We start from the raw sequence: 22,600 nt of genomic DNA on the forward strand, positions 1-22,600 counted from the left end.
CCGGGCGCTTGCCGCCGGAACCGGGCTTGGGGCTGCCGGGCGCGGCCTTCTCGGGGCGCGGGCCCCACCAGCCGGTGCCCGAGGGGTTGAACATCGACGGCGGGCCGGGCTTGCGGGGCCGGGGCTTGCCGGGCTGCGCGGTGGCGGTGGGGCGGGCTTTGGTGGCTTTGGCGGGGCTGCGGCGGCCGCTGGAGGCCTCTTCGGTGCCGCTCGATTTCTCCACCATTTTCATGATGCCGGCCAGCTCCTGGGGCGTTAGCTCGCGCCAGTCGCCCACGGGCAGGCCCTTCAGCGTCACGTTCATGATGCGGACGCGCTCCAGCTTGGTCACTTCGTAGCCGAAGTGCTCCACCATGCGCCGAATCTGGCGGTTGAGGCCCTGCACCAGCGTGATGCGGAAGATGTAGGGCGTTTCCTTCTCAATGAGGCATTTCTTCGTCACGGTGCCCAGCATGGGGATGCCGGCGGCCATTTCCTCCAGCATCCGGTCGGTGAGAATGCGGTCCACCGTCACCACGTATTCCTTTTCGTGCTGGTTGCCGGCCCGCAGAATCTTGTTCACGATGTCGCCGTCGCTGGTCAGGAAAATCAGGCCCGACGAGTCCTTGTCCAAGCGGCCGATGGGAAACACGCGGGCGGCGTGGTTCACGTAGTCCACGATGTTGCCGCGCACGCCCGGCTCGGTGGTGCTGGTGATGCCCACCGGCTTGTTGAAGGCCAGGTACACGGCGTCTTCGGCCTGCTTGGGCTCCAGCTTGTGGCCGTTCACGGTCACCCGGTCGCGCGGGGCCACCTGGTCGCCCACCCTGGCCGGCTTGCCGTTGATGAGCACCAGGCCCTGCTCGATGTAGCGGTCGGCCTCGCGGCGCGAGCACATTCCGCTTTCGCTGATGAATTTGTTGAGACGGGTGAGGGACATCGGCGGCATGGGCACGGGGCTGGGAAAAGCTGCGGCCAACGCCAGACACGGGAGTGGCAGCAGAAGCAGCAAAGGTACGGTTGCTGCGGAGCGCAAATCCGGTGCGGCCACGCCGGGGCAGACTACGGCCGGCTTCCATCACCCGAAGCAGCCCTGTGAAAGCCATCGCCCTGCTTCGGAGCCAGTCACAATAACTTAAGCCTAAGCCCGGCCGTATCAGGTGCACAAAATGGCCAGATGGTCATTTTTATTTATTCAATTCTCGCTCATGAACACCAAATTGCTTGGCCTGCTGGCCGCCGCCACCCTGGCCACCGCCGCCTGCTCGCAGGAGAAAAAAACGGAAGAAACCACCGTTGTAACTCCCGACGCCACCACCACCACCACCACCACGACCACCACGGTTGACACCACCGCCTACCGCACCGATGCCGACGCCCTGGCCGCCCGCGTAGCCCAGGACCTGAAGCTGCAGGACACCACCGTGGTGCGCCGCATCCGCACGGTGTACTACACCCGGGGCCGCAAGCTGAACAGCTACACCACTGATACCACCGGCCGCTACGCCGCCACGCTGGCTGCCAACGACGAAGCCAACCGCGAAATCAAAACCATCCTGACCAATCCGGCCGAGTACAACACCTATTCCAGCAACCTGGGTACGTACTACGCCGGCCAGCCCTACACGGTCATTACCACCACCACGGTTCCGGCCGGCCGCACCGGCTCCGCCGGCGTGGGCCAGGGCTCGGGCGTGAAGAAGATGGAGCACGAAAACGACGGCGACCACAAAGTGAAGTACGAGAACGGCGCCAAAGTGAAGCGCGACGACGACGGCTCGGTGAAAATCAAGCGCGCCGACGGCACGAAGATTAAAATTGACGAAAACGGCAACCGTACCGTGAAAAAGGGCCTGTTCAAATAAGCCCGGCTTTCCCGCCAAAGAAAAACCCCGCTCCTGCATCAGGAGCGGGGTTTTTCTTTGGGGCACCTTACTCGTGCATAATCTGGTGGACGTGGTGCTCCAGGTGCAGCACATAGTCGCCGATGAGCCAATGCAGCGTCACGGGGTTGCCGTTGAGGCTGCGGCACTCGAGGCTCAGGGCGGCTTCGGGGAGGGCGGCCAGCAGGTGCAGAATTTGCTGGTTCAGGCTGGTCCAGAGGGCCAGCAATGCATCGGCGGGCCGGTTCTGGTAGTCCCCGAGGCGCACCCAGGCATCCTGGTCGTAGGGGGTGAGCTGCAGCGGCGCGGGCGTCAGCTGCGCCAACACAAAGCGCTGGTAGTTGTTGAAGGCCGAATCGATGAGGTGGCCCAGAATTTCCTTGCGGCTCCAGCGGCCGGGCGCGGGCCGCTGGCCCAGCTCGGCATCCGAAAAATCGGCCCAGTGGCGGGCCAGCAGCGCCAGCTGCGCATTCAACCCGGCCTGGATGGTGGCAAAATCCGGGGTAGAAAAGGCCGACGAGAAGATGCTCATGAACACCAAAGGTAAGGCCTACATCCGCAGCGACCAGCTGGCGCCCGTGAAGGGCCCGTACACGTAGGGCGAGAGCTGCCCGCGCCGGTACCAGGGCTTGGGCCGGGGCAAAACCTGAAAGCCCGTGCCCTTGGCTGCCGGGTCGGTGGGCGCGCCGTCCACCACGCGGGTGCGGCCGTTGCGCACCGCAATTTTGGCGAAGCCGTAGCCGATGGCAATGCCAATCGGATAATCGGAAGCCCAGTGCACGCCGTTGTTGAGCATGGCGTAGCCGAGCAGGCCCATCAGGCCGTAGCCCACGGGCCGGATGAAGTGGTATTCGGGGTAGTTTTCGGCAATGACGGTGAGCGTGGCCATGGCCGTGGCCAGGTGGCCGGTGGGAAAGGCGTCGTAGTTCGGCACGAAGTTCTGGTAGCGGTTGTACGACGGAAACAGGTGCCACTCGCCCCGGTCCTTGGTGGCCACGTAGGGGCTCTGCCGGCCGGTGAGGCGCTTCATGGCCTGCACGATGAGGCCGGTGCTGAAAATGGCCTCGCCCAGCTCGCTCGACGTGCGCAGGGCGCGGTTGTCCTTCTTGATGCCGCCGTAAATCCAGAAGCTGCTGGCAATGGTGAGGTGGGTCCAGCCGTCGCCGATGTAATAGAACGTGCTGTTGAGGTTGTCGGGCACGTTGAACTCGAACGGCAGGTTGGCCGAGCCGATGTGGAAGGGAATGTGAAACAGCGTGCGCTGCGTGCTTTTGGGCGTGAGGCCCAGCTGCTTGCCCACGTCCTGGCTCCAGTCGATGATGGCCTGGTCGGCCACCCACAGCGCGGCCGAGCTCACCACCAGGCCCACCAGCGTGCCGGTATTTTCCCGGCGGAACGCCAGGCCGGGCGCCTGAATAATGTCTTTCGGAATGTTGAAGGCCCAGCCGAAGGGCTTGGGCTTGTCGTAGTGCCAGGTCACGCCGGGGGCCACGGTGTAGGTGCTGAGGCGGCCGGCGGCATCGCGCGGATGAACGTGGGGCAGCGAGTCGTTCAGCGCAGCGGTCTTAAGGGTGTCGCCGGGGGCGGCGAGGGTATCGGAATAAGCGGCCGTGAGGAGGGTGGAATCGGTAGGGCTGGTGACTGGGGAAGCGGCGTGGGCGAAGCGAACGGGGGCAAAACTCAGACTAACGGACAGCGCAACGAGCAGCCGTGCAGCACGGCGGGGGTAAAGAGGTTTCACGAAGAGGGAAATAGCTAAAATAACGACGGCGCGGCCTCGCGGCAGGGGGGGGGGGGCGAGGGGGCCAGATGAAAAAGAACAGATGAGCAGCGGCTCGGATAATGGGCCACAAAGGTAACACTGCCGTCACATTGGGCGGATGCCCGCAACGACTTTCCGCGCTGACGTACGGGCGCGCCGGATATTTTAGGCAAGCCGCGTATCTTTCAGCAAGGCTGAGCGACGCGTCGTATAAGTCCGTTTGCCCGCCGCTTGTTTTCATCCCACCCGAGCTATGTCCGAAACCGCTGCTGCGCCCCTGGAAGGGCTTGTTTCTCCCGCCGGAGCCATTGCGGCCAACCCGTTCGGGGCCGCGTTTCTGGCCCTGCGCCAGCGCACCGCCGCCCTGCGCCGGGAGGACGTGGCCGCCCGCCGCGCCCGCCTGAAAAAGCTGGAGCACTGGCTGCACGCGCACCGCCCGGAGATTCAGCAGGCGCTGTTTGCCGACTTCCGCAAGCCGGCGGCCGAGACGGATTTGACCGAAATCTGGACTTCGCTGGTCGAGCTGAAGCACACGGCCTCCAACCTGAAAAAGTGGATGGCCCCGCGCAACGTCAGCGCGCCGCTGACGCTGCTGGGCACCCGCTCCTGGGTGCAGGTCGAGCCCAAGGGCGTGGTCCTGATTATCGCGCCTTGGAACTACCCGTTTTACCTGGCCGTGGGGCCGCTGATTTCGGCCATTGCGGCCGGCAATGCCGTGGTGATTAAGCCGGCCGAGCAAACACCGGCTACTTCGGCCCTGCTGCAGCAGCTGTGCGAGGAGCTGTTTCGGCCCGATGAGGTATTGCTGCTGCAGGGCGACAAAACCGTGGCCACCGAGCTGCTGAAGCTGCCCTGGGACCACATTTTCTTCACCGGCAGTCCCGAGGTGGGCAAGATTGTGATGCGCGCCGCCGCCGAGCACCTCTGCGGCCTCACGCTGGAGCTGGGCGGCAAAAACCCCGCCGTGGTGGACGAAACCGCCAACCTGCGCGACGCCGCCGAGAAAATCGTGTGGGGCAAATTCCTCAACAACGGCCAGACCTGCGTGGCGCCCGACTACCTGCTGGTGCACGAAAGCGTGCAGCCGGCCCTGCTCACGGAGCTTACGGCGGCCATTCAGCGGGCCTACAACCCCAGCGGCGCGGGCATCGAGCGCTCCGAATCCCTGGCGCGGGTAGTGAACCGGCACCATTTCGCCCGCCTGGCCGGCCTGCTCGAAGATGCCCAGACCAAAGGCGCCACCGTGGCCGCCGGCGGCACCGTGGACGAGGCACAGCACTACATCGAGCCCACCCTGCTGACCGATGTGCCGGCCACGGCCCGCGTGCTGGAAGAGGAGATATTCGGCCCGCTGCTGCCCGTGCTCACCTTCAAAACCCTGCCCGAAACCACGGAATATATCAATGCCCGCCTCAAGCCGCTGGCCCAGTACATCTTCACCACCGATGCCTGCAACCGCCGCTACCTGCTGGAAAATACCTCGGCCGGCGGCGCGGGCGTGAACGAAACGGTGCTGCATTTTGCCCACCCCGAGCTGCCGACGGGCGGCGTGGGCAACTCCGGCCTTGGCAAGGCGCACGGGCACAGCGGCTTCCTGGCCTTCAGCAACGAAAAGGGCGTGCTGCGGCAGCGGGTGGGCTTCACGGGCATCAAGGCCATGTACCCGCCCTACACGGGCAAGGTGCAGAAGCTGATTGGCCTGCTGGTGAAGTATTTGTAGCGACGGGTGATTTAGCGGGCAGGTTACCTTCGGCCGCAGTTGGGATGAACGGGTATGAAAACTGCCCGGATGTTGCGCGGAGTTGGCCTGCTGGTTGGTGGATTGGCGGTCACGGCTTGTGACGAAGGATTGCAGGTACGTTTTGCGGCGCCCTTTCCCGCGCAGGCGGTCGATATGGCGGCATTTCCGGCGCGGCACCAGGCCGTATACACGGCCGACGATTCCACGACTTCGCTCTGCATTGGCCGCACGGCGGTGTGGCGGCAGGAATTGCGCGACATGACCTTTAGGCGCGGCGAGCTTGACCCGGTCCACCGCCGCCTGCGGGCCGATACCACGTATGCCGAAGCGGGGCAACTACATTACCTGAAGCTGCTGAAGGGCGATTCGGTGCGCGACAGCTGGCTGGCCGTCGATACCATTTTCAGTCTGCGCGGGGCCGAGGCCGGGAAGCTGCGGCGCTTGCAGGGCCGCTATTACCTCAACCAGCCCGCCGCCGATGCCGACAACTGGCGGGTGCAACGCCTGGAAATCGACGGTCAGCGCCTGAGCTGGCAAAAATTCGGCACCGATACGTTGCGCTTGTTGGCGCTGGACGCGGCCACCATCCGCTACCACCGCGAGCACGGTGCGCTAACGGCCATACTGCTCACGCCCGCTCCGGGCGCGCAAACGCGCCGCCTGGGCCGCTATACCGGGCTGTGGGAAACGCGGGGCGAGTACGTGCGCCGCCGATGAAGGGCTGAGCAAAGCGCCCCGCTACTTTTGCCGCTGCTGCATCTCCAGGGCTATTTTTTGCTGCACGGCGCGGGTTTGCAGCTGCTTGAACTTGGCGGGGCCGACCACGGCGCTCAGCTGTTTCTGCGAGTTGCTGTTGATGCGCTTGAGCTCGGCCATGAGCTGCGGCGACTTCGGGGCAAACTTTTCCTTGGCCGCGTTGGACTCCGTGAGGGTGCCGTTGAGGATGGTGCGGACGCGGTCCGTCTGCTCGGGCGTGAGCCTGAGCTCGGTGCCCATCACATCGGCGAGGTCGCGGGCGGCGGTGGGCGGCGCGGGCGAGTCGGCGGTACGCACGGTTTCGACCACGGGGGCCGGCTTGTCGCGGTGGAAAAGGGAGCAGCTGCCGAGCAACAGGCTCACGGACAAAGCCGGCAGTAAACGAGAGGAGCGAAAGAGCATAAAGAAAGCGGCGCCGGGTTCGGCCGGTCAGGGCCTTATACGGGGCGCCGGTGCCAAACAGTTAGCGCCGTAAGTACAGCGTCTTCTCCGGCACAGGCTTTTTGCGCAGGCGGCGCTCAATCTTATTGCGCCGGTTCTCAAATTTCCGGCGTTGCCACTCGCCCTGGAGCAAGGGCTGCAGTTGCGCGTTGGTGCGCTCCTCAATCGAGTAAAGCGCGTCGCGCCGCGCCTGGCCGCGCAGCTGCTGCCGTGCTTGCCCGCGCAGCTGCTGGCGTTGGCGCACCAGGCTGTCGAACTGCGCCAGGCGGCCCCTGTTTTCCAGATTATACAGAAACCGATTCACGCCCCCGCCGCAGTTGCCAAACAGCAGCACCGCTAGCAGCGGCAGCAGCAGCAGATAAGCAAGTGGCGGGCGCTTCATGGGGTAAATGTAGCGTGGCCGCCGTGAGTCCGCGCCTGGATGAGCTTCAGCCAAGGTGCAGGCCCGCCGCGCCCACGTTACATTACTACTGCCTGCGTTTCCACCGCCCGCCCCGCTTTGATGCCCTGCGCCGTGAAGTGCGCCAGCGCCATGATGGTGAGCATGGGGTTCACGCCGCTGCACGCGGGGAAGGCCGAGCCGTCGGCCACGAAGAGGCCCTGCACCTCCACGGTTTCGCCGTTGAGCCGGAGCGGGTGGGTGGCGGCGTCGCCGCCCATGCGGCAGGTGCTCATCTGGTGGGCGCTGTAGAGGCCGAACTGGTTGGGCTTCCAGCTCAGGTGCGGCAATTGGTCGAGCAGGGCGGGGTTGAGCAGCACGCCGTCTTTGGCCTCCAGCGTGGGCAGCGTGCCGTGGGGCAAATACACCTTCTCGGCCCCGGCCGCTACGTGGATGTGGGCGGCGGCGCGCACGCCTTCCAGCATGTTGGCCCGGTCGAAATCCGACAGCGCGTAGTCAATCAGCGGCGCGCCGTTTTTGTCGATGCTCACCCGGCCGCCGTCGCGGTCGCGGGTGAGCACGATGAACGAGCCCAGGTGGCTGGCGTCGCGCAGCAGCTCGTGGTGCTGCCGGCCCGAGCGCCAGGGCAGCACCATGCTCAGCAGGCCGGGGTGGGTGGGCGGCGTTTCGAGCTTGGCGCCGAAGTTGGTGCCGTGCAGCTGGGTGTAAGTATCGTTTACCACGCTCATGCTGGGGCCGTGCCAGGAGTTCATGGCGTGCGGGTAGCGGGCGCCCACCACCACCGTGGGGTGCAGGTGCAGGTGGCGGCCCAGGTGCGGGTGCTTCAGGCCGGAGCGCAGCAGCAGCGCGGGCGTCTGGATGGCCCCGCCGGCCACCACCACGCGCCGGGCCTGCACGCGGATATGGATTTGGCGGCCGTCTTCGGTGGTGTGCACGGCTTCGGCTCCGGTTGCGCGGCCTTGGCTGATGGTCACTCTCTCCACTTTGGTATCGGCCAGAATGCGGGCGCCGTGCTCGAAGGCGGTGAGCAGGTACGTGTTCAGCGTGCCCTGCTTGATGCCGTGCGCGTCGCCCAGCGTGGTGTAGCCCAGGCTGCGAAAGTGGGCGTCCGAATCGGTCAGGCCCCTTTCGTTGCGCGGAATCAGCTTCACCTCCTGGTCTAGTTTCGTGGAGCCGTCCCACAGGGCCTGGTTCTGGCCGTTGTGGCGGGTGTAGCGGGTGTTCACGCCAATGGTGCGGGCCACGGCGTTGAGGCTTTCCTTGAACTCCAGCGTGGTGAAATGGGGCGCGGTGTGCTCGCGGGCCCATTCCTGCAGCACGTAATCGGGCGTGCGGAAGGCGCCGGCCCAGTTCACGGTGGTGCCCCCGCCCAGGCAGGCCCCGGCCAGGATGCCGATGCTCCCGTCCTGGGTGCAGAGCGTGCCCTTGGCGTCGTAGAGCCGGCCCAGCATGTCCACTTCGCGCTGGGTGAAGTCGCAGCCGTGGCAGTAGGGGCCTTTTTCCAGCACCAGCACATCGAAGCCCGCTTCGGCCAGCTCGCCGGCCACCACGCCGCCGCCCGCGCCGCTGCCAATCACCAGCACCTCGCAGTCGTAGGTAGTGTCGGCGGTCGGTTTCAGGGTGTGGATGGGTTTCGGCGAATCCACCGGCCGCTCGTCGGGGCCGGGGTAGCCGAGGAAGCCCCAGGCGGCCGGCACCTCGGCCATGCTGCCGCCGTAGTACAGCAGCGTGCACAGCTTGCGCAGCGCCTGAAAGCCCTTGCGCAGCTGCGGCACGTTGCTGGCGGCCCAGCTTTGCAGCAGCTGCTCGCGGTGGGCCGCGTCGAGCTTGCGGAAGGGCTTCAGCGGCCCGAACCAGGTGAGGCCCAGCAGCGGCTTTTCCAGCAAGTCGAGCAGCTGGCCGAACTCGGCCTGTGCGCCGGCGGGCTGCTCCCGGATGGCCGCTTCCAGCTTCTCCAGGCTCACGCCGGCCGCGCCCGATGGGCTGCCGTCGGGCAGGGCGGGAATAAAGGTGTCGGCGAGGGCCTGAAGGAGGGCGGAGCGGTCGGGGGTAAGCGAGAACATGCGGCGGGAATTTTGGGTGGTAAAAGGTAGGGAAATTTCCGCAAAGTGTTAGGCGTGCCGAGTATATCTGGGGTAGTAGGGTGTGGGGGTAAAAGGGTAGGAGCTGTAAAGAAGAGCGTCATGCCGAGCGCAGCCGAGGCATGACGGACGATTCCCGACCTTTGCCCCACGACCTTCACACCCACCTACCCCCATACCCTCCTGCCCCGAATACTCATGCCCAAGCTCATCAAAACGCCCGAAACGACTTACCGCGTCCACTTCCAGGACTGCGACATGCTGGGCCACCTCAACAACGCCCGCTACCTCGACTACTTCCTCAACGCCCGCGAAGACCACACCACCGAGCATTACCAGCTGAACATGGGCGAAATCGCCCGCGAGCAACAGGCCGGCTGGGTCATCACCAAGCACCACATCAGCTACCTCAAGCCGGCGCGCCAGGGCGTGCAGGTACGCATCCTGAGCCAGCTCATTCACTTCGACAACTCCAGCCTGGTGCTCGAAATGCAGATGCGCAGCGAGGACGGCCAGCGCCTGCTGGCGTTGCTGTGGTCCGAAATGACCTTCGTGAGCATGCCCGCCGGCACCCGCACCGACCACTCCAACGCGATGATGGACCTGCTCGACGACCTCGACGTGGACGGCGTGAGCTACGACCCCGACGGGTTTGATGAGCGCGTGAAAGAGGTGCGCCAGCAGCTGAAGAAGCTGCGGCGGGAAGGCTGAGTGGCGCAGCCAAGGGCACCTGTCATTGCGAGGCCACAGGCCGTGGCAATCCGTCCTCCCAACGCGACTGGCTTTGAGAAGTGACAAAGCCTTTTTTCGTGAACGCAAAAAGCCCCGATACTGCACAGTATCGGGGCTTTTTTACATCTCAGGGTTTATCACATTGAGAGGACAGATTGCCACGTTGCGCTGCGCTCCACTCGCAATGACACGGCTGCGCAGGCGGCGCAGCCTTACCCCCCAAACGAGTTGTCCCGCTCGTTGGCATCCATGAAAATGCCGCCGTCGAGCTTCACCGATTTCACGGCTTTGGGCACCGTAATCACGGCTTGCTGCTGGTTGGCGCGCCACACGGCGGCGGTCTGGTGCAGGGTTTCCCTGGTGCCGTCGGTGTACTCCACGCTCATGTCGAAGGGCACGGCGAAACCGCCGATGTTTTGCACCGTCACGGTGGGGCCGCTGGCCGTCACGGCCAGGTCGATGTAGCCGTTGGTGAAGAACCAGTTGTTGAAAAACCAGCTCAAATCCTGGCCGCTGGCGTTGCTCATCGAGTTGAAGTAGTCCCACGGAATGGGGTGCTTGCCGTGCCAGCGGTCCATGTACTCGTGCAGGCTTTTCTTGAACAGCGCGTCGCCGAGCATGTCTTTCAGGGCCAGGTAGCTGAGCGAGGGCTTGCCGTAAGAATTGTTGCCGTAGCCGGCGCGCAGCTCGCTGCTGGGCGTGATGACGGGCAGGTCCTCGGCCGTGGCGGCGTCGTGAATCCAGCGGTTCACCCGAAATTTCTTGTAGAACTCGTCGGCCTTGGCCACGCCGTTTTCCTGGCGGCCGATGAGCAGCTCGAACGTGGTGGCCCAGCCCTCGTCCATGAACGCATAGCGGCTTTCGTTGATGCCCATGTAGAACGGGAACCAGGTGTGGGCGATTTCGTGGTCCTGCACCAGCTGCGCAAACGTGGGGTCGCGCTGCGGGCTGTCGTTCACCATCATGGGGTATTCCATGTCGGCAAAACCCTGGAAGGCCGTCATCTTGGGAAAGGGGTAGGCCACGCCGGGCCAGTTCTTCGGGTCCGAAAACCAGCCCAGCGCAAACTGCGCGTTCTTCACCGACTGCCGGAAGTCCACCGTCGAGTCGGCATAGGCGGCCTGCACGCTGGTGCGGCGTCTGGCCTTGGCATCCACCACCACGCTGGCGGCATCCCACACGTAATGGTCGCTCAGGCCGAAGGTGACGTCGGAAATGTCCTTGGCGGCCCACACCCAGGTGTTCATCGGCTGCTGGGCGGTGATGCTCTTTCTGGCCAAATCGGCGGCGGTGGCCACGTGCATCACCGCGTCGCTGGTCATCGACTGCCTGAGGCGCTTGGCAGCGGCCTTCTGCAGCACCTGGTCGGGGTTTTGCAGCGTGCCGGTGGCCCACACAATGTAGTTGGCGGGCGCTTTCACCCGCAGCGTGTAGTCGTTGAAGTCGTTGTAGAACTCCTTGCTGTCCACGAAGGGCAGCCGGTCCCAGCCGTTGTAGTCGTCATACACCGCAATGCGCGGGTAGAAGTAGGCCAGGAAGTAGGTGGTGGGGTCAATCATGCCCTCGCGGCCGCTCTCCACCGAGATGGGGAAGTGCCAGGCCACGGCAAATTTCACCGAGTCGTGCGGGGCCAGCGCCCTGGGCAGCCGGATGCCCGGCGCGGTGCCCAGGTTCTGGGGCAGGTCCTTGAGCTGGCCCGCCACCAGGAACGTGTCAATCACCACGCCGCTGGTGAGGTAGTCGGGCGAGGCGTCGCCGTCGCGGCTGGCGCCGGGCTTGTGAATGTTCTGGATGATGCGCAGCACCACCTGGCGCAGCGTGTCGGGGCTGTTGTTGGTGTAGGTGATGGTTTCGCGGCCCCGGATGTCGCGGGCGGGCGGCGCGGCTTCCACGGTGATGCTGTAGCGGGCGCGGTTTTGCCAGTAGCGCGGGCCGGGGCGGCCGTCGGGGCTGCGGGTGCCTTTGTTGAATGCCTGCCGGATGTCGCGCGGCATGTAGAGCGGCGTCGTCTGGGCGGCCGCAGTTTCGCCGAGGCCGGCGAGCAGGAGAAACGTCAGAAGGGGTTTAAGCATAGCGGAAACAGACGGGGATAATGCAGCGGGCGTTGCAATGTAGCGCCGACGCAGCGCCTCCGCGCAGGAGCGAAGTATCCAAAAACCAGTCAGAATGGCCCCGCCACCCAGGCCAGCCGCAGGCGCTTACGCCGTAGCCGGCCCGCGCCGGGTCAGGCGCAGCAGCCAGTCGCATAGCTCGGCTTCCTCGAAGGGCTTGGTGACGCAGCCGTTCATGCCGGCGTTGAGGTAAGCGGCGCGGTCGGCATCGAAGGCGTTGGCGGTGAGGGCAATGAGTGGGGTGGCGGCCCGCCCGAAGTGGGCGTGCCGGCGCAGGGCCATGGCCACTTGCACGCCGCTCAGGCCGGGCATGTGGATGTCGAGCAGGGCCGCGTCGAAATCCTGGGTGGTGAGCTGCGCCAGGGCCTCGGTGCCGGTGTTGGCGGTGTGCACCTCCACGCCCCAGTATTCGAGCAGGGCCCGCGCAATCAGCTGGTTCACCGCATTGTCTTCGGCCAGCAGCACGCGCAGGCCGCGCAAGGCCTCGTAGGTGGGCGGGGCGGCGGGCATGGCGGGCGCGGCGACGGGCGCGTGCGGCAGGCTGAGCACGAAGGAGAAGGTGGAGCCCACGCCGGGCTGGCTGCACAGCAGCAGGACTCCCCCCATCTGCTGCACCAGCTGCTCGGTGATGGCCAGCCCCAGGCCCGTGCCGTCGAGCTGCGCGTTGGTATCAGTACAGGCCTGGGCAAACGACTCGAAAATGCGCTCCTGCTGCTCGGGGGCAATGCCGGCGCCAGTGTCCTGCACCCAGAAGCGCAGGCGCATGGCATCGGGCAGGCTGGCCAGCAGCGCCACCCCCAGGCGCACGCAGCCCCGCTCGGTAAACTTGATGGCGTTCGAGAGCAGGTTGAGCAGAATCTGCTGCAGGCGGTAGGCATCGCCCAGCAGGGGCTGGCCGGGGGCCGGCGTGGGTTCCAGCGTCAGCGACAGCCCTTTCTGCTCGGCCAGCGCCGCCACGATTTCGCTGGCGCCCTGCAGGAGCGCCCCCAGGTCGAAGGGCGCGGCATCGAGGGCCAGGTGATGGGCGGTGATTTTGGCCAGGTCGAGCACGTCGTTTATCAGCGCCAGCAAATGGCGTCCTGAGCGCTGCATAATGCTCAGGTACTCCTGCTGCACCGCCGTGAGCGGCGTTTTGCGCAGCAGCTGCACCATGCCCAGCATGCCGTTGAGCGGCGTGCGGATTTCGTGGCTCATGCGGGCCAGAAAGGCTTCCTTGGCCTGCGCATTGGCCTCGGCCGCCTGGGTGGCCTCTTTGAGGGCGGTAATGTCGGTGCTCACCACCAGCACATCGAGGTCGCCTTCGGGCTGCGGAAAGGGCGACATGTGCACCCGCAGGTGGCAAATGCCGCCGGAGTTCAGCAGCAGGGCCAGCTCCGCGTCGAGGGGCTGGCCGGTGTCGAGCACCCACTGGCGCCAGCCGGCAATGCGGGCCATCTGTGCCCGCACCGGCTCGTCCTGCTCGGCTGGGGGCAGCATGTGCTGGCTCTGGGCGGCCATTGCCGTGAAGGCCGCGTTGCGAAACCTGACCTCGCCCGCGGCCGTGATGACGTACACCACGTTGGGCAGCGCGTCCACAACCAGCCGGATGAAATGCTGCTGCGCGCGCAGCTGGGCCTCGCTCCGGCGGTGCTGCTCGGCGGCGGCGTAGCGCTCGGTGATGTCGATGCTGGAGCCCACCACCAGCAGCACCGCGCCGTCGGCATCGTACACGGCTTTCAGGCTCCGCAGCATGCGCCGCGGGCCCTGGTCGGTGGCGGCATCTTCTTCCCAGCTAATGGCTTCACCGGTTTGCACGGCCTCCCGAAAGTGCGCCATGCGCTCTTCGAGCTGCGCCGGCGGCCGGCCGGTGCGGGCCAGAAACTCGGCGTGCGTCATGCCCAGCATCTGCTGGCGGAAGGTGGGGCTGGCCACGGCCGCCGGGTTCACGAACAGGAAGCGCTGCCCGGCATCGAACACCACGAGCTGCACCGGCAGGTGGTTGAGAATGGCCTCGTAGAACTCGCGCTGGCGGGCCACCTGCTCCTCGGCCTGCTTGCGGGCCGTGATGTCGAAGCCCGTCATCACAAAGTACGGCAGCTGGTTATCAGCCCCCGGTATCGGCGCGATGTTAATCAGCATGCTGTACTCGGTGCCGCCCTGCGCCACGGTTTCTTCCCATTGCAGGGGGCGCCGCTCGGCCCGGGCCTGCTCCAGGTAGCACTGGCGCCGCGCCACGATGTCGGCCGGGCGCTGCAGCAGCTCGCTCAGGGCCTGCACCGTCTGGCCCCGGTACTGCTGCCGGGCCACGGGGTCGGACACGCCCAGCTGGTTGGCAAACACGTACCGGAATTCGGCGTCAATCACCGCCACTGATACCGGCAGGTTCTCCAGCGCCATTTCATAGAAGGCGCACTGCCCGGCCAGCTGTTGTTCGGCCCGGGCGCGGTCCGCCAGCTGCTGTTCGAGCGCCTCGGCCCGGGCGTTGGCGGCGGCCAGCTGCCCGACCAGGGCGTTGGCCCGTGCTTCGGCAGCGGCCAGGGCGGCCCGCAGCTGCGCTTCGCCCGACGGGGCATCAACGGGTGGGGTTTGGGACGCTGGAGCAGAATTGGGAGAAGGCTGCATCAGGCAAGCTGAGTGGAGAGGACACGGGCATTGCACTGTGGCCAGCGGCGTTTGTGCAAAAAGGCGGTAGTCGGCAGGGCAGCGTGTGGTTTCAGGTAAATGTCGGATAAAAGTATGAATTCAGATGATGGGCAGTAAGTATGGCCCGTTGAATGCATCGGACCGGCGCAGCGGAGTGGCTGCGTAGCGGCCATTGCCGGCGGCCGGGCGCAGCAGGCCCGGCGGAACCGGCCGGCAGTTTTCCCCGTCGATGCAATGTCCCCGTTCGGCGGCAGAACGGCCGGCTGCATCTTTTGCCGAAATCGAGGCCTGCTTTTCCCGGTCTGCAGCGCGTACTTTTCCAGCCTAAAGCGCCCGTATGCCCGTTCCCACTCCCTTGCCGGCTCCTCCAGGGCCGTTGAAAACAACCTGGCTTGGCCTGCTGCCGCTGCTGCTGTGGCTGCTGGCGCCCGCCCCCGCCCAGGCCCAGGCCACCGTGGCCAGGGAAGACACAATGGCCGTGGACACCACCGTGGCCCGCGACGACTCCTACCGCCTCGAAGTGGGCTACACCACGCTCAGCAGCATCTCGGGGCAGGTGCGCAAGGTGTTCGACACGCGCCCGCTGGCCGAGGACCTGCCCGATGTGGTGGAGAACCTGAAGGCCATTCAGTACACCCTCAAGCAGAAGGGCGAAGTCGTCGACATCAAGCAGCTGCAGATGTGCCAGCTCATGCTGGTGACGCTGCAGGACGAGCTGGCCGACTGGCGCACCAGCCTGGCCGAAGCCCACACCCAGCTGGCTGCCATGCAGGCGCGGCTCAAAACCATTGCCCCGCCGCCCCCGCGCAGCGCCCATCCCGATGCCACCACCCTGGCCCTGCAGCGCTCCGACTCGGCCCTGCTGGCGCGGCAGCAGCGCATCGGCGGGCTGCTGGCCAAGCGGTTTCTCAAGGTGAAGCAGCTGCAGACGCAGGTGGCCGCCAGCTACATCCAGGGCATGGAGCTGCAGGACGAGGTGGGCGACCAGATGCGCCGCTACAGCCGCACCAGCGCCAAGCTCAACTACCCGCCGCTGTGGGAGGCGCAGGCCACCCCGCCCCGGCTGCCCGCCGACCCCAAGGCCCGCAAAGCCGGCCAGTACCGCCGCGAAATCATCAACTTCTACTTCGCCCACAACTGGGACAACTGGGCCTACATGGCCCTCATCGGGCTGGTGTTCTACGGCTGGGTTTCTGTTAATTATCGGCGGGCGAAGAAGCAGGCGCTGGCCATTGCCGAGCCCTTCCGCTACCTGCGGCCGGGGCCGGTGGCCGCCACGCTGGTGGTCATGTTCAGCCTGGCGCCGGCGCTGGAGCTGCACCCGCCGCCCATCTACCTGGCGCTGCTGCAGCTGTTGCTGCTGGTGGCGCTCACGGCGGTATTTGCCCGGAGCTGGCCCCGGCGGCTGTTCCTGTATTGGCTGGGGCTGGTGGCGTTTTTCGTGTGGCTCTCGGTGACCAATGCCAACGCCACCACCGGCCTGGGCGCGCGCTGGGGCCTGCTGGGGCTGAATGCGCTGGCGGTAGGAGTGGGGGCTTTTTTATTGTGGCGGCTGCGCGACACGCTGGCCCAGATGCGGTTTCTGATACCGGTGACGTGGCTGTTCATCGGGCTCAACGGGCTGGCCATCGTCTGCAACGTGGTGGGGCGGCTGAGCCTGGCCAAGATGTTCAGCACGGCGGCCATTTTCGGGCTCACGCAGGGCATCGGGCTGGCGGTGTTTATTGAGTCGTTCACGGAGGCGTTTCACCTCCAGATGCTGTGCAGCCGCGGCCGCGAGGGCGGCACGGCGGCTTTCGACTACTCCACCATCGAGCCCCAGCTCATGCGGCTGCTCACGGTGCTGGCCGGGGCCCTGTGGCTGATGGTCTTCACCTCCAACCTGAACCTGTACGGCTTCCTCTACGGCCTGGTCGCCCATTTTCTGACTGCCCCGCACCTCATCGGCAGCACCGAATTCACCTTCGGCAACATCCTGCTGTTCTTTCTCATTCTCTACATTTCGGCCCTGCTGCAGCGCTACATCGGCTACTTCTTCGGGGAAGTGGGCGACGACAGCTCCGACGCGCGCAAGCGCGGCTCGTGGCTGGTGGCGCTGCGGCTGCTGCTGGTGCTGGTGGGCTTCGCGCTGGCCACGGCGGCCACGGGGCTGCCGCTGAGCAAAATCGCCATCGTGTTCGGGGCGCTCAGCGTGGGCATCGGCCTGGGCCTGCAGAGCATTGTCAACAACCTGGTGTCGGGCATTATCCTGATTTTTGAGCGGCCGTTTCACGTCGGCGACTTCATTGAAGTGGCCGGCAAATCGGGCCGGGTGCAGGACATCGGCATCCGGTCGAGCAAGCTCACGTCCGTCACGGGCTCCGAAATCATCGTGCCCAACGGCGACCTGCTCTCCAACCACGTCATCAACTGGACGCGCACCAACGACCACATCCGCACCGACCTTTCCCTGAAGCTTGCCCCCGGCACCGACCTGCAAACCGACCTGCAGAAGGCCCGCGAGCTGATTCAGGAGGAAATCAAAACCAGCCCCTACACCATGCACAACCTGCCGCCCGAAATCCTGCTCAGCAGCATCAACGGGCAGGTGTACGAGCTGAAAGTGCTGTTCTGGATTACCAACATTCGCCAGGAGCAGCTCACCAAAAGCGAGATTCTGGCCGGCATCTACCGGCGCTTCACGGCCGAAGGGCTGACGCTGAGCTAGCGGCTTTCGGGCTAATATATAATTGTATTAAGATATATATAATTCGCTAATTTGGTGGTGCTCATTGGGAAGTGATGAGTGGATTCGCCGCTGCCTGGCCGGGCTGGCGGGTTCTCATTGCGAGCCCTCAGCTACCATGAGCGAGATTGCCGAAGCCGAAAACGCACGCCTGCAGCCGGCGCGCGAAGTCCTGGAACACGAGAAGCTGGCCCTCGAAACCGCGGCGCTGCGCCGGGCCAACGGCTGGGTGGCGCGGGCCACCGACATGCTGAAATCGGCGGTGGTGGTGGTGGGCGGCATTATTACGCTGGGCATCGGCTACAACCTGACCGATTTGAAAAACGAAAAGCTGAAGCAGGAAATCGTCACGAACCAGGCGGCGCTGACCAGGCTTAAGCACGAGCAGCGTGCGCTGGAAAAGAAAAACGCCGACTACAAAGACGCCATTGCCAGCGCGGCGCAGCAGGTGCGGCAGGTGACGGAATCGACGGGCGCGGCCATGAAGCAGCTCGACGCCCTGCAGCAAACAGTAGCGGCCGGCAGCACCAGCGGCGCCGGCCTGCGCGCGGTAAGCACCGAGGTGAGCAAGCTGCAGCGGAATTTCGCAGTCATCGACGCCACCGCGGGCGATGCCAACGTGGGCCTGCAGACGGCTAAGCCCACGGTGCTGCGGGCCCCCACGGCGGGGGTGGCCCCGCTGGCCACGCAGGTAGCCGAGCTGTTTGCGCCCACCGCCGGCCGGCGCGGGGCAGCTTACCAGGCGCTGATGACCTACTACGCCACCGACCCGGCCCTGGTGCCGGCGCTGCTGGCCCGGGCGCAGGCCGAGCCCAACAACCTCAACGGCTTGTATAATGCGCTGGTGGTGCTGGGCGAGCTGAAGCCCCTGCCGCCCGGCACCGACATGGAAGCCGTGCGGCAGTTTGCCCTGGCCAGCCGGGGCAAGGGCGCGCGCATCGCCGGCCGGGTCGAGAAGGTGCTGACGCGGCAGCATCTGGCGGCAAAGTAGCGGCCGCAGCCGGGGCGGCGTGGCCGGTTCCGCTCAGCACAGTACAGGAGGGTTGGGGGACGAAAAAGCCGGTGCTTGCGTCCATGCTACCACGCGCCGTTTGCCTGCTTCTGCTGCTGCTGAGCTTCTTTGAAAACGCCCAGGCCGCCCCGCCTGCAGGCGGTTTCAACGTCCGCGACTACGGGGCCAAAGGCGACAGCGCCACGCTCGACGGCGAGGCCATCAACCGCACCATTGCGGCGGCGGCCCGGGCGGGCGGCGGCACGGTGTACTTCCCGGCCGGCACCTACCGGAGCTATTCTATTCGGCTGCAAAGCCACATTTCGCTCTACCTCGACCAGGGCGCCGTGCTGCTGGCGGCTGCGCCCGTGGGCGCGGTGGGCTACGATGCACCGGAGCCGGCCGACAACGACCAGTTTCAGGATTTCGGGCACAGCCACTGGCACAACAGCCTGATTTGGGGCGAGAAACTGGTGGATATTTCCATCCTCGGGCCGGGCACCATCTACGGGCAGGGCCTCACGCGGGAGGGGCCGCACCAGGCCCCCGTCGGCAACAAGGCCATTGCCCTGAAGCTGTGCCGCAACGTGACGCTCAAGGATTTTACGGTGCGGCAGGGCGGGCATTTTGCGCTGCTGGCCACGGGCGTGGACAACCTGACCATCGACAACCTGAAGCTCGATACCAACCGCGACGGGCTCGACATCGACGGCTGCCAGAACGTGCGGGTGAGCAACTGCACCGTCAACTCGCCCTGGGACGACGCCATCTGCCTGAAAAGCTCCTTTGCCCTCGGCTACGCCCGCCTCACCGAAAACGTGACCATTACCAACTGCCAGGTGAGCGGGTTCGACCGGGGCAGCCTGCTGGATGGCACCTACCGGCGCCAGGAAGCCGCCCTCGTGCCCGACCACGAAGGCCCCACCGGCCGCATCAAGTTCGGCACCGAGTCGAACGGCGGCTTCCGCAACATCGCCATCAGCAACTGCGTGTTCACCTACTGCCGCGGCCTGGCCCTGGAAACCGTGGACGGCGGCCTGCTTGAAGACGTGACCATCGACAACATCACGATGCGCGACGTCACGAACTCGCCCATTTTCCTGCGGCTGGGCGCGCGAATGCGGGCGCCGGCCGGCACGGCCGTGGGGGCGCTGCGCCGCATCAGCATCAGTAACGTCACGGTGTATAACGCCGACGCCCGCTTCGCCACGCTCCTCAGCGGCGTGCCCGGCCACCCCATCGAAGACGTGCGGCTGAGCAACATCCGCATCTGGTACCGGCCGCTGGATGTGGCTTCGGCTGCCGCCATCCAAAAAGACCTGCCCGAAGACGAGAAAGGCTACCCCGAGCCCCAGAAGCTGGGCGTGGGCCCGGCCTACGGCTTTTACATCCGCCACGCCCGAAACATCGAGCTGAACGACGTGAGCATTCATCTGCTCGGCACCGAAACCCGCCCCGCGCTCATGCTGACGGACGTGGACGGGGCCCGCCTGCGCAACGTGGCGGCCGACAAAGCCGGGCTGGTGTTGAAGGGCGTGCGCGGGCTATCGGTGCTTGATAGTGAAGTGAAGTAGGGGCGGGGCCTGCCCCCGCCCGTCGTTCGCGCCGATACAACGAATACCCACGCCGTTACCACGATTTCCTACGCCGTCACAACGGAATACCCCGCCCCATCACAACGATTCTGTTCAACGACGGGCGGGGGCAGGCCCCGCCCCTACAATCCCACCCATGAAACACGCCCTCGCCCTTTCTTTCATCCTCCTCGCCACCACCGCCCACGCCCAAATCGGCCGCCGCTTTCCCGCCGAGAAAAAGGTGGTGAAAGACCCCGTCACCGGCACGATGCTCACCTTTCTCACCAGCACGCCGGCCGGGGATTCCAAGATTTACCAGACGCATAACCAGTGGACGTCCGACCTGCAGTGGCTCATTTTCCGCTCCAATCGGGCGAAGAACGAGGCCATGGCCGTGAATGAGAAAACCGGCGACATCGTGCAGGTGAGCGAGGGCGGCTACACCGGCATGCTCAACGTGGCCCGCCACGCCATGAAGCTCTACTTCATGCGCGACCTGCCGGGCAGCACCAAAGAGCAGCCGGCCGGCGTGCAAGTCGTGGAAGTGGACCTCGCCAAAGTATTCGCCGACAGCAAGGCCGGCCGCATGCAGCCCGCCAGCACTTACCAGCGCATCTGCGGCACCACCGACCCCAAGCTGCAAGCCGGCGGCGACATGGCGCTGGATGGCGATGAAAACTGGGCCTACTTCCGGGTGGGCAAGGACGAAGCCGCCCGCCACCTGACCCCCGGCACCAAGCTGGAACCCGAGTTTGGCCCGCGCCACATGGGGGCCGGCCCGGCCGGCATCGCGGCCATGAACGTGCACACCGGCGCCATCAAATATGTGGTATCGGTGCCGTTCCAGATTGGGCACATCCAGACTAATCCCTGGGTGCCGGGCGAAATCGTGTTTTGCTGGGAAACGGGCGGCAAGTCGCCCCAGCGCACCTGGACGGTGCAGGCCGACGGCAGCGGCCTGCGCCCGCTCTACCCCGAAGCGGAGTACGAATGGGTGACCCACGAGGCCGTGATTACGAAGGACGAAACCGCCTTCGCCATTATGGGCCACCGCCCCATTCCGGCCGTGGCCAAAGACGTGGCCCCCGGCACGCCCGTGAGCGGCGCCAACCCCGGCCAGGAGGCCGCCTGGGGCCCCTCCGGCACCCGCGAGAAGCCCACGGGCCTGGCCATCGTCAACCACCGCACCCGCGAAATGACCATCGTGGGCCAGACGCTCAGCGGCAGCGGCCTCTGGCACGTCAGCGGCTCGCCGGACGGCCGCTGGGCCGTGGGCGACGACTTCGGCCGCAACATTTATTTGATAGACCGGCACACCCACGAAATGCTGCTACTCTCCGCCGGCCACAAAGCCACCGCCGCCGACCACCCACACCCCACCATGAGCCCCGACGGCACGCGCATCGAAATCCAGTCGGCCATGCTCTCGGCCGATGGGAAGAGCATGAACATCTGCATCATCCCGGTGCCGGAGGCGTGGCTGAAGCGGAAGTATTAGCGCAGTAGCGCGGACTTTGTAGTCCGCGTCCCCGGCGAAAACCCGAATGATGCCTGAACGGCGCGGGGACGCAGACTACAAAGTCCGCGCTACATTTCCTCTCAGCCTCCCATCCATCGATTATGACCTGTTTCCCTAAGCGCAGTACCTTCCTGGCCTTCGTCCTCTGTGCCCTCAGCCCCGCCGCCCACGCGCAGGAAGACCGGGGGTTCAAAGTCTACCAGTTTCCGGCCAATATGATTCCGCGCATCGACGGCAAGGCCGACGACTGGGCCACGTTCCCGAAGGAGTACATCGTGGGCACCGACCAGTTGCGCGACGACTCCGGCCATTACCCTAAGGCCGATTCCACCAACCTCGCTGTGCAGGTGCGCGTGGCCTGGGTGGCGGGCCTCAACCGGCTCTATTTCCTCTACGAAGCGTACGACAACTACTGGGATTTCAGCCTGCCCGGCCTGCACAACGACACCTTCGAAATCGTGGTGGACGGCGACCTCTCCGGCGGCCCGCTCATCGCCGAGCAGCACCCGAATCAAGAGTTGCCGCTGATGGACCGCTACTTCGCCTTCCACGGCGTGCACGCGCAGAACTACCACATTTTCATGCCCGCCGAGGGCAAGGACTGGGCCCTGGCCTGGGGCGCCCAGCCCTGGATTAAGCAGCTGCCGTACTCCAACATCGCCTACAGCTACGATTTCCGGCCCGGCCAGCCCGGCAAGCTCACGGCCGAGTTCTGGATTACGCCCTTCGACTATGCCGGGGCCGAAGGACCGGCCCGCGCCGTGGAATCGGTGCTGACGGAGGGCAAGAAAATCGGCCTCACCTGGGCCGTGATTGACTACGACGACATGGCCGACGAAAGCAAAAAAGGCTTCTGGAACCTCTCCAAGAACCACAAGATGTACGGCAATTCCAGCCTGGGCACCGTCTTCACGCTGCTGCCGCTGGCCGCGCAGTACCTGCCGAAACTGGCGGCCCAATGGTCGTTCCAGGTCACGGACATGGCCCACCGCCAGGTCACGTTCCGCGATGAAAGCCGGGGCCCCATCAAGCGCTGGCACTGGGACTTTGGCGACGGCACCACCTCCACCGAGCCCAGCCCGGTGCACCGCTACAAAGATGCCGGCAAGTACCTCGTAGTGCTCGACGTGGAAGGCCTCGCCGGCAAGGCCCGCATGGCCAAGCTGTGGGACGTGGCCGTGAAGTGAGGTGGCGTAAGCTGGCGCGCGTCTCTGACGCGTGCCGACTGGGTTCGAGCCTTTGGCTCGGGTCGTGCTGACGTTTGGGGACGTTATTCAATG

The 22,600-nt window shown here is 65.6% G+C and carries 17 protein-coding genes; 9 read left to right on the forward strand and 8 right to left on the reverse strand.

What is annotated here, in order from left to right; genetic code table 11:
• Nucleotides 1-919 (reverse strand): 23S rRNA pseudouridine(2604) synthase RluF (gene rluF, locus ACYVHT_RS07220; RefSeq protein ID WP_460549487.1); only part of this gene is annotated, 919 nt, incomplete at its 3' end.
• A gap of 268 nt (nucleotides 920-1,187) precedes the next feature.
• On the opposite strand from rluF, the gene ACYVHT_RS07225 reads away from it, so the two are divergent.
• Nucleotides 1,188-1,844, forward strand: coding sequence for a hypothetical protein (locus ACYVHT_RS07225; RefSeq protein WP_460549489.1), 657 nt, complete (start codon nucleotides 1,188-1,190; stop codon nucleotides 1,842-1,844).
• Nucleotides 1,845-1,911: 67 nt separating this feature from the next.
• Here ACYVHT_RS07225 and ACYVHT_RS07230 read toward each other — a convergent pair whose 3' ends face one another.
• The gene (locus ACYVHT_RS07230) at nucleotides 1,912-2,394 is read right to left on the reverse strand and encodes a DinB family protein (RefSeq protein ID WP_460549491.1); all 483 of its coding nucleotides are present in this window, start codon (nucleotides 2,392-2,394) and stop codon (nucleotides 1,912-1,914) included.
• A gap of 18 nt (nucleotides 2,395-2,412) precedes the next feature.
• On the reverse strand, nucleotides 2,413-3,603 hold the full coding sequence (locus ACYVHT_RS07235) for a phosphatase PAP2 family protein (protein ID WP_460549493.1): 1,191 nt from the start codon (nucleotides 3,601-3,603) through the stop codon (nucleotides 2,413-2,415).
• Nucleotides 3,604-3,877: 274 nt separating this feature from the next.
• Between ACYVHT_RS07235 and ACYVHT_RS07240 the strand changes: the two genes are divergently transcribed.
• Nucleotides 3,878-5,344 carry an aldehyde dehydrogenase family protein gene (locus tag ACYVHT_RS07240; RefSeq protein WP_460549495.1) on the forward strand — a complete coding sequence of 489 codons (1,467 nt, stop codon included), beginning with the start codon at nucleotides 3,878-3,880 and terminating at the stop codon, nucleotides 5,342-5,344.
• A gap of 174 nt (nucleotides 5,345-5,518) precedes the next feature.
• Complete coding sequence (locus ACYVHT_RS07245; protein WP_460549497.1) at nucleotides 5,519-6,082, forward strand: hypothetical protein; 564 nt, start codon at nucleotides 5,519-5,521, stop codon at nucleotides 6,080-6,082.
• Nucleotides 6,083-6,103: 21 nt separating this feature from the next.
• Here the strand turns inward: ACYVHT_RS07245 and ACYVHT_RS07250 are convergent, their stop codons facing one another.
• The 3 genes from ACYVHT_RS07250 to ACYVHT_RS07260 form a co-directional block, all read right to left on the reverse strand.
• Nucleotides 6,104-6,523: a hypothetical protein gene (locus ACYVHT_RS07250; protein WP_460549498.1), complete on the reverse strand. Its 420-nt coding sequence runs from the start codon at nucleotides 6,521-6,523 to the stop codon at nucleotides 6,104-6,106.
• A 61-nt stretch (nucleotides 6,524-6,584) separates the two neighbouring features.
• A complete protein-coding gene (locus ACYVHT_RS07255) occupies nucleotides 6,585-6,944 on the reverse strand; it encodes a hypothetical protein (protein WP_460549500.1) in 360 nt (119 codons plus the stop codon).
• A 77-nt stretch (nucleotides 6,945-7,021) separates the two neighbouring features.
• A complete protein-coding gene (locus ACYVHT_RS07260) occupies nucleotides 7,022-9,025 on the reverse strand; it encodes an FAD-dependent oxidoreductase (RefSeq protein ID WP_460549502.1) in 2,004 nt (667 codons plus the stop codon).
• A gap of 216 nt (nucleotides 9,026-9,241) precedes the next feature.
• On the opposite strand from ACYVHT_RS07260, the gene ACYVHT_RS07265 reads away from it, so the two are divergent.
• Nucleotides 9,242-9,754: an acyl-CoA thioesterase gene (locus tag ACYVHT_RS07265; protein ID WP_460549504.1), complete on the forward strand. Its 513-nt coding sequence runs from the start codon at nucleotides 9,242-9,244 to the stop codon at nucleotides 9,752-9,754.
• 233 nt (nucleotides 9,755-9,987) lie between these two features.
• Here ACYVHT_RS07265 and ACYVHT_RS07270 read toward each other — a convergent pair whose 3' ends face one another.
• Entirely contained in the window at nucleotides 9,988-11,847 is a 1,860-nt protein-coding gene (locus ACYVHT_RS07270; RefSeq protein WP_460549507.1) for a M1 family metallopeptidase, read from the reverse strand.
• A gap of 126 nt (nucleotides 11,848-11,973) precedes the next feature.
• Nucleotides 11,974-14,487: a PAS domain-containing protein gene (locus ACYVHT_RS07275; protein WP_460549510.1), complete on the reverse strand. Its 2,514-nt coding sequence runs from the start codon at nucleotides 14,485-14,487 to the stop codon at nucleotides 11,974-11,976.
• Between the two features lie 358 nt (nucleotides 14,488-14,845).
• Here ACYVHT_RS07275 and ACYVHT_RS07280 point away from each other — a divergent pair, with 358 nt between their 5' ends.
• From ACYVHT_RS07280 to ACYVHT_RS07300, 5 genes are all read left to right on the forward strand, one after another.
• A complete protein-coding gene (locus tag ACYVHT_RS07280; RefSeq protein ID WP_460549512.1) occupies nucleotides 14,846-17,215 on the forward strand; it encodes a mechanosensitive ion channel family protein in 2,370 nt (789 codons plus the stop codon).
• A gap of 136 nt (nucleotides 17,216-17,351) precedes the next feature.
• On the forward strand, nucleotides 17,352-18,224 hold the full coding sequence (locus ACYVHT_RS07285; protein ID WP_460549514.1) for a hypothetical protein: 873 nt from the start codon (nucleotides 17,352-17,354) through the stop codon (nucleotides 18,222-18,224).
• Nucleotides 18,225-18,307: 83 nt separating this feature from the next.
• Nucleotides 18,308-19,798 carry a glycoside hydrolase family 28 protein gene (locus tag ACYVHT_RS07290; protein ID WP_460549516.1) on the forward strand — a complete coding sequence of 497 codons (1,491 nt, stop codon included), beginning with the start codon at nucleotides 18,308-18,310 and terminating at the stop codon, nucleotides 19,796-19,798.
• Nucleotides 19,799-19,955: 157 nt separating this feature from the next.
• Entirely contained in the window at nucleotides 19,956-21,299 is a 1,344-nt protein-coding gene (locus ACYVHT_RS07295) for a TolB-like translocation protein (protein ID WP_460549518.1), read from the forward strand.
• Nucleotides 21,300-21,421: 122 nt separating this feature from the next.
• Entirely contained in the window at nucleotides 21,422-22,507 is a 1,086-nt protein-coding gene (locus tag ACYVHT_RS07300) for a PKD domain-containing protein (protein ID WP_460549520.1), read from the forward strand.
• Nucleotides 22,508-22,600: the final 93 nt, after the last annotated feature.

It is taken from the genome of Hymenobacter daeguensis, assembly GCF_054780555.1.